Consider the following 1,057-nt stretch of genomic DNA (forward strand, 5'->3'; position numbering starts at 1 on the left):
GTCGGCTGGCTATCACACCTTCGACCTGCGTTTCTCCGACGACTTGTCAGAGGACATCAATGCAGATGGATCGTATCAATACCTCGGTCTCTTCGGTGGATTGTCGGTCTCTGGTGAGGCGCAATATGGCGAGACACGGGTGACGCCACGTGGCGGCGTGCACCTCACCTATGCGACAGCGGCCGATGCTGATGTGACGGCCAGTATTCCAGGACGGAGCGAGGCCGGCAAAGTGAGCCTGTATGATCAGAGGGGCATCCGTTTCTTCGGTGAGGTCGGATTGGACTTCGGAGAGACGGTGACAAAGGAAGACGATGGCACCACGCTTTTCCGCAGTTGGCATGTCGCACCGCGTATCTACTGCGACATGGCGCTTGGCACGAACGATGACGCTGCATGCGGCATTGGCTCAGGCATTGAGTATCGAGTAACCGACCGTCTGGACGACACCGACTGGGGCTTTGATCTTGATCTGGAGACAAGTGGTGACGTCACACGCGGCTCTATTGGTCTCTTCCACGAGCAGTCGGTATTTGGTGATAATGGTACGCTGCGGTTCGGAGCTGACGTAGCGCGGCAAGGCACGCCGAACCTGTCGGGTGATCTTAAGCTCGAATGGTGAGGTGATGCGAAAGTATTGAAAATCTTTACTGCGGCCGCGCTGCGGCCGCGGTGTAGTTTAGGGGGCACTTCCAAAAATTTCCCTGAATCCGGCGCGGCGGTATGTGAAGTGGTCCCAGTTTTTCGGACAGTTTCGCAGCTCTGCTAAGGTGTATCGGGTTTAGGTTTCATGCTGCTTTTTGTTGTTCCAAGCCTACCCAATATGCGCCGTCAGGCATCTGTCGATCAAGGGCGGAATGAGGCCTTTTGGTATTTTAGAAGATCATCCAATCCTTGATCACGCGCCTGGCTTGGAAGCCGTCGGTGATTTCTTCGAGATAGATGGCCTCCTGCTTCTTAACCGCCCGGTTTGAACCGCCTTGCGGCCTCAGGCGGCTTCGGTCTTGGGCGCAGCCTCTGGCATGGGCGCCCAGTTCCACGGCAGAAGCTCATCGAG

At 56.4% G+C, this 1,057-nt stretch carries 2 protein-coding genes; one reads left to right on the top strand and one right to left on the bottom strand.

Annotated elements, in window-relative coordinates:
* The coding region (locus ACH107_RS33085; RefSeq protein WP_412509825.1) for a hypothetical protein at nt 1-622 on the top strand (622 nt) is incomplete at its 5' end.
* Nucleotides 623-875: 253 nt separating this feature from the next.
* On the opposite strand, the gene ACH107_RS33090 is transcribed toward ACH107_RS33085, so the two are convergent.
* A complete protein-coding gene (locus ACH107_RS33090; RefSeq protein ID WP_412509826.1) occupies nt 876-1,040 on the bottom strand; it encodes a hypothetical protein in 165 nt (54 codons plus the stop codon).
* Nucleotides 1,041-1,057 lie beyond the last annotated feature (17 nt).

It is taken from the genome of Roseovarius halophilus (ex Wu et al. 2025) (assembly GCF_047086965.1).